Source organism: uncultured Algibacter sp. (genome assembly GCF_905480415.1).
Lineage (GTDB): Bacteria > Bacteroidota > Bacteroidia > Flavobacteriales > Flavobacteriaceae > Algibacter_B.
Genome location: NZ_CAJQQI010000116.1, coordinates 1 through 6,176, shown reverse-complemented (window position 1 = coordinate 6,176; position 6,176 = coordinate 1). Strand labels below are relative to the sequence as shown.

The 6,176-nt window shown below is 34.0% G+C and carries 7 protein-coding genes, 1 tRNA gene and 1 pseudogene; 4 read left to right on the top strand and 5 right to left on the bottom strand.

Going from position 1 to position 6,176, the window contains the following annotated elements; all coding sequences use genetic code 11:
- Both QZ260_RS08080 and QZ260_RS08075 read left to right on the top strand, forming a co-directional pair.
- Positions 1–213, top strand: a pseudogene (locus QZ260_RS08080) (single-stranded-DNA-specific exonuclease RecJ); the annotation flags it as partial.
- A 10-nt stretch (positions 214–223) separates the two neighbouring features.
- The gene (locus QZ260_RS08075; protein ID WP_295984884.1) at positions 224–1,492 is read left to right on the top strand and encodes an MFS transporter; all 1,269 of its coding nucleotides are present in this window, start codon (positions 224–226) and stop codon (positions 1,490–1,492) included.
- On the opposite strand, the gene QZ260_RS08070 is transcribed toward QZ260_RS08075, so the two are convergent.
- From QZ260_RS08070 to QZ260_RS08050, 5 genes are all read right to left on the bottom strand, one after another.
- Positions 1,489–2,241 carry a UDP-2,3-diacylglucosamine diphosphatase gene (locus QZ260_RS08070; RefSeq protein ID WP_295984883.1) on the bottom strand — a complete coding sequence of 251 codons (753 nt, stop codon included), beginning with the start codon at positions 2,239–2,241 and terminating at the stop codon, positions 1,489–1,491. The genes QZ260_RS08075 and QZ260_RS08070 overlap by 4 nt on opposite strands.
- Positions 2,242–2,650: 409 nt before the next feature.
- Positions 2,651–3,106 carry a 6-carboxytetrahydropterin synthase gene (locus tag QZ260_RS08065; RefSeq protein ID WP_295984880.1) on the bottom strand — a complete coding sequence of 152 codons (456 nt, stop codon included), beginning with the start codon at positions 3,104–3,106 and terminating at the stop codon, positions 2,651–2,653.
- Positions 3,107–3,213: 107 nt separating this feature from the next.
- Positions 3,214–3,384 carry a hypothetical protein gene (locus tag QZ260_RS08060; protein WP_295984878.1) on the bottom strand — a complete coding sequence of 57 codons (171 nt, stop codon included), beginning with the start codon at positions 3,382–3,384 and terminating at the stop codon, positions 3,214–3,216.
- Between the two features lie 26 nt (positions 3,385–3,410).
- The gene (locus QZ260_RS08055) at positions 3,411–4,745 is read right to left on the bottom strand and encodes an MATE family efflux transporter (protein WP_295984876.1); all 1,335 of its coding nucleotides are present in this window, start codon (positions 4,743–4,745) and stop codon (positions 3,411–3,413) included.
- Positions 4,742–5,242 carry a GNAT family N-acetyltransferase gene (locus QZ260_RS08050; RefSeq protein ID WP_295984874.1) on the bottom strand — a complete coding sequence of 167 codons (501 nt, stop codon included), beginning with the start codon at positions 5,240–5,242 and terminating at the stop codon, positions 4,742–4,744. The genes QZ260_RS08055 and QZ260_RS08050 overlap by 4 nt, the downstream gene beginning before the upstream one ends.
- 58 nt (positions 5,243–5,300) lie before the next feature.
- On the opposite strand from QZ260_RS08050, the gene QZ260_RS08045 reads away from it, so the two are divergent.
- A complete protein-coding gene (locus QZ260_RS08045; protein WP_295984871.1) occupies positions 5,301–6,095 on the top strand; it encodes a universal stress protein in 795 nt (264 codons plus the stop codon).
- Between the two features lie 5 nt (positions 6,096–6,100).
- Positions 6,101–6,174, top strand: a tRNA-Ala gene (locus QZ260_RS08040).
- Positions 6,175–6,176: the final 2 nt, after the last annotated feature.

Here is a 6,176-nt window from a genome sequence, read left to right as displayed (position 1 = left end):
AAGTGCGTTGGTGCAGATAAAACCCATTTACGACTAACGGTTACTCAGCCAGAATCATCAAGTAGGATAGTAAGTATTGGTTTTAGTATGGGTGATAAATTTGATGTGATTTCTGAAGGTAAACCATTTAGAGCTGCATATTGCATTGATGAAAATGAATGGAGAGGTAACGTAAGCTTACAATTAAAGTTAAGAGATCTAAAAAAACACTAGAACTTAAATTATGGCAAAAAACGACCCGTATGCGGCATTGCGAATTAAAGAGTTCAACATTTTTTTATTGTTACGGTTGTTTTTGGTTTTTGGATGGTCAATGCAATTTATTGTTATTGAGTGGCAGGTGTATAGTATTACTAAAGACCCTCTTTCTTTGGGTATTATAGGGCTCATGGAGATTATTCCAGCTTTTACTATGGCACTATTTGCAGGTCATATTGTAGACCAAAAAGAAAAACGAAATCTATTAGCAATTTGTATCGCTGCCTTTTCTCTGATTAGTTTAGGATTATTTTTATTAACAACGGATGAGGTCGTTGGTAACTGGTCAACAAAGTCTATTTTATATTCTATTTATGCTCTTGTATTTTTTGGTGGTTTTTTACGTGCTTTTTTTGGACCAATAATTTTTTCTTTAGTGGCTTTAATAGTACCCAAAAAAACATACCCTAACGCTGCTACATGGAGTACAAGTACTTGGAAAACAGCAGCTGTTTTAGGTGCGCTTTTTGGTGGTTTTTTTATTAGTTGGATAGGCGTAGACAATACACTTTGTATTGTTTTTGTGATGGTTGTTGTTTCCTTTTTCTTAAATTTTCTAATAAAAAAGAAACCTATTTTAAATAAAAAAATAGGCGAACCTGTAATACAGAGCTTAAAGGTTGGCATTCGGTTTGTATTTCAAAATAAGGCTATTTTAGGGGCGTTAACTTTAGACATGATTGCGGTTTTATTTGGAGGAACAGTCGCTATTCTAGCGATTTTCGCTCAAGATGTTTTAGAAGTTGGGAGCGAAGGTTTTGGAATTTTAAATGCGTCAATCTCTTTAGGAAGCATTGTTACTATGTTTGCTACTACTTACATTCCAATAAGTAGAAATACAGGTAGAAAACTACTTATTTCGATTTTTATTTTTGGTGTTAGTATTATTGGTTTTGGCTTATCTTCTGTGTTTTGGATAAGCGTTTTATTGTTATTTATTAGCGGAGCTGCTGATGGTATTTCTATGATTATCCGTCAAACCATTTTACAATTAAAAACACCCGATGACATGCGTGGGCGCGTATCTTCTGTTAATTCTATGTTTGTAGGATCGTCCAACGAATTGGGTGCTTTTGAAAGTGGTTTAGCAGCTAAATTAATAGGACCGGTGGCTGCCGTAGTTTTTGGAGGTACCATGACTTTAATTACAGTTTTTGCCATTGGCGTTAAAAACCCTGTGCTTAGAGATTTGGATTTAAGAGCCGATATGGAAGCTCATGAAGATGAGGATTAGTATTCTTTCAATTCCATCGTTTCTCCATCAAAAACACCATAAGTATAATATTGAATCCAATCGCCAAGGTTGATATATTTTGAGTTTTCCTTGAGGTCTATATTAAGTGGTAAGTGTCTGTGTCCGAACACAAAAAAATCACGATGTTTATCTTCTAATTTACGTTTGCAGTATTGCACCAACCATTCGTTGTCTTCGCCAAGGAACTTAGCATCATCATCACCAGATATAAGCTTATTCTTTATAGAAAAATATTGTGCAATCCGCATACCAATGTCTGGATGCCCCCATTGAAAAACCCACTTAAAAAATGGATTCGTAAACACTTTTTTTAAACGCTTATAACCTTTATCCTCAGGGCCTAAGCCATCGCCATGGCCTAAAAAAAAGATTTTATTGTTAAATGTGAATTCTTTTGGTTTGTGGTAAACAGGGATATTTAGTTCTTCTTCAAAATACCCATTCATCCATAAATCATGATTTCCAACAAAATAGTGAATAGGAATACCGGAATCTGATATTTCAGCAAGTTTGCCTAAAGTTCTCGTAAACCCCCTTGGAACTACGGTTTTATATTCAAACCAAAAATCGAATAAATCTCCTAAAAGGAAAATAGCTGCGGCATCATGTTTTATTTCGTCTAACCAGGCTACGAATTTCTTTTCGCGAGGAAAAGAGGCTTCTTTTGTTGGAGCTCCTAAATGATTATCTGAAGCGAAATATATTTTTTTGCCTTTTGTGATTTGCATGTTGTAAATATACTAATTCCTGCGAATGCAGGAATCTCATGTTTATAGTTTTTACTTTCTTTATTTGTTCATTTTGCCTAGACGCAAAACGAATCAAAAGATCAAATCAATCTAAGGAAATCCTGTGGATCATTCGCTCTCGAAATTACACGCCTAAAGCTCCGCTTTGCGATTCCATTTCTTCACTCATTATTTGCTCAGATTGATGATTCCGAATTGGTCGGAAACGAGGTCATTAACTATTGCTATGTTTGTTTTTTCACTGTTTTTATCTAGTAATCTATTAACTAAATATTGCGGATAAGTGCGTTAGGTATAAAACGGCATGTTTGAGCTCGCCGACAAAGTAGGAAGCGAGTAGTGAAGGCCTAACCTTTGTGGTAACCTGCCTGCCTGCCGGCAGGCGCCCTTAAATATTATCAGACTCAAACCATTCGGCAAACGAAGTATCTGTTTCTTGAAGTTTTAAGGAGTGTAATTTAATATGTTTTGGTAACCTTTTACTTATTTTTTTGGAAAAATCTATCACCATCATTTCACTAGTTGGCTGGTAATCAACAAGCAGCACATTGTGTCCGCGATCTTGAAGTTCTTTTGCTAACTCCACATGTGGCGTGTTTTTGTTGAATACGGTGGCGTGATCGAATACGTTTACGATCTCTTCTTTTACTATTTTTTTTAGATCGCTAAAGTCTATCACCATTCCGAACTTCACGTTGGTGTTGTCTGCAATAGGCTTCCCGAAAACGGTAACCGAGAGTTTATAACTGTGGCCGTGTACGTTTTTACATTTTCCGTCATAGCCGTAAAGAGCATGTCCGGTTTCAAAAGAGAATTGTTTTGTGATACGTATGTTGTTTCCCATTATCTTCTTTTTCTTTTATTTATAAAGTATATGATGATTAATACTATGGCCAGGACGAGAAACAATCCGTTTCCGCTAACGAACGACATGATATCCATAATGCTTATTTATTGGTTTCTTTTTTTGTTATATCTGTACATTAAATAGGCTAGCAGAACGAGTATGAAAAAGGGGAGCATGGATCCTATAAAAACTCCAATTTCGTAACCTTTATCGGGCGCACTATTAATTTTTTCTTCAAGATCTACTTGTTGAAGTAAAGCAATAAATAGAATCATACTTGTTTGTTATGCTGCAGGCAAAGTTAATTCTTTTGTGCAAGTGGCAAAAATAGTTGCCTGAATTTTATAATTAAAGGAATGCCTCTAGCTATAATCCAGAATGTGATGGCAATGAATATGGCATGGAGTTTATAATCTAAATTATCTAACCAAAAAAGAATAGGTATAAATACGAGAAATGTTGAAAATAAAAGTACATTTCTTAAGTATTTCATTTTGCCGAGACCTTTAAAGATTCCATCGAAAATAAAGGCTAAGGTGCATAGTGGTTGCATGACCAAAACAATCCAAAACACGTTATAAAACGCTTTTAAAACTTGTGGGTCTTTTGTAAATAGCCGCCCAATAGGGTAATAGAGTATTGCACCAACCAAGCCTAAAATAATGCCAATTATAACTCCATATTTTATGAGTTTGTTACTCAGTGTAATGAGTGTTGCATAGGCTTTCTTACCAAATAATTTTCCTGATAAAATATTACCTGCACTGGCATATCCATCTACAATAAACGCACCTAAAAACCATAAATTTATGGCAATGGTATAAGCTGCAATATATTCAGCTCCATAACTTGTGGCATATGCACTTGCGAAGTATAGTGTAACATTCAGGGCAATGGTTCTAATAAATAAATTTAGAATCATTAAAACAAACCGTTTGATTTCAGGATTAAAAGGTAAACTTGGCTTTAATGGAATAGTTGTTTTTTTAAGAAGATAAAAAGCAGCGAAACACGCCATTAAAACTTGAGCAATAACACTAGCATAAGCAGCGCCTTGAATATTCATTGGGTTAATTAAACCATCTATTCCATAAACTAAAATAATATCTAAAATGATATTTGATGTTGCGCCTATGATCGAAATTATCATGGGGTGATATGTGTTTTGTAAACCTCGAAATGCTCCAAAAACGGCAATAGTAAATAATGTAAATGGAAACCCTAAAACACGTATTTTATAATACACGACGCTATAATCTAGTATTAAATTGGAAGCATTATAGAGTTTAAAAATTTGTTTTGCAAAAGGATATGTGCTACATATAATGATAAAACTTAGCGAGGTTATAATAAAGATAGCTTGAGCAGGAAGGTTTTTAATACGATCTAACTTATTTGCTCCAACGTGTTGCGATACAATGGATGAAATGGCGCTTCTGGTTTGTCCTAATACCCAAATAAGCATGGAGATAAAAGTAGTTACGATACCAACAGCGGCTAAAGATTCGGTAGCATTAACTTGGATATTTCCAACGATGGCCGCATCAGTTAATGATAAGATAGGTTCAGACACTCCAGAAATTAATGCTGGAATAGCGAGTTTGTTTATATGTTTTAAACTAATATTTATACTCACAATACTAATTCATAGCAATGAAAAGGATGTTTACTTTGTTTGGGGAAAAAAATATCTCCAAGTTTTTTATATCCGCGAAGCTCGTAAAACTTTTGATTTCTTTTGTTTTGCGAAAAGGTATCTAATCTGATAGATAAGAAATTATTTTCTTGAGCATAATGTTCTGCAAATTTCATTAATTGTTGAGCATAACCTTTTCCTTGAAGGTTTGGATGAACTGCTAATCGATGAATGTAAATGTTGTTTTTATTTTGTGTCAACCAAGAAATAGGGATATACTCCTGATCCATAAACGTGGAAATTGTAATGCATCCTAAAACGGTATTATCAATTTCTAAAACATAGAATTCTTCTCGGTTTACATCATTTATAAATGCTGTTTTATTAGGATAAAATTCATTCCACTGAAGAATATTTTTTTCTATCATATTAGCTGCACAAGCTTTTGTGATTTCTATAATGGTATCTAAATCATCGTGTGTTCCTTTTCGAATCATTTAAATGTTTTATTTTTGCATCAAATTTATTGTAAATTTAGCATTAAAACTTATTGGTATGAAGAATATTTTAGTTCCAGTTGGGTCGTCAAAAAACGCATTAAGTCATTTACAGTATGCTGTAGATTTTGCAGAAGCTTTTGGGGCGAAACTTTTTGTGGTTCAAGTGTATAACGTTTACACGAAGGCTGGTACTATGATTAAGGTAGATCAGATTATTGAAAGAGAAAGTAAAGCGTTTTTAAAGGATTTAGTTTCGCAAATAGACACTAAAAGTGTTGAGGTTATTGTAAAAACCTTAAAGGGGAAACTAATTGATACTTTGGAATTAGCATGTAAAGCTGCAGATGTAGACTTGGTTTTAATTGAGCCTAGAACAAATTCTATTAAAGACGAAGTGTATTTAGGAAAAACTTCAGGTAAAATTGTTAAGCAAATGGATATTCCTGCACTTATTATTCCTGAAGGGTATAAATTTTCTGGGCCTTCAAATATTTTAATGGCAATAAAATCTGCTATAATTAAAAAGGGTCATGTTTTGGAACCTCTTAAATCTATAAAAGAACAATTTAAGGCTACTACAGATTTATTATTGGTAAAAACACCGTTTCATAAAGATGGTGATTTTGATGTAAATAAAGAATTAAAGTCTGTTGTAAGCAATATTACAAAAACTGAAAACGCTACTACGTTTCAAGGGGTTTTAGAGCATTTTCAGGCGAATAGCCCAGATATGTTATGTGTAGTAAGGCGTAAAAGAGGCTTTTTTATAAAAAAATGGGAAAAGAATGAAATTTTGAAAAAGGATTTTTCAAGTTCGGTACCTGTTTTGGTTTTAAGCGGTATGAAATAATAATCGGGGATGTAGCTCAGTTGGCTAGAGCGCTTGACTGGCAGTCAAGAGGTCGTCGGTTCGAATCCGATCTTCTCCACT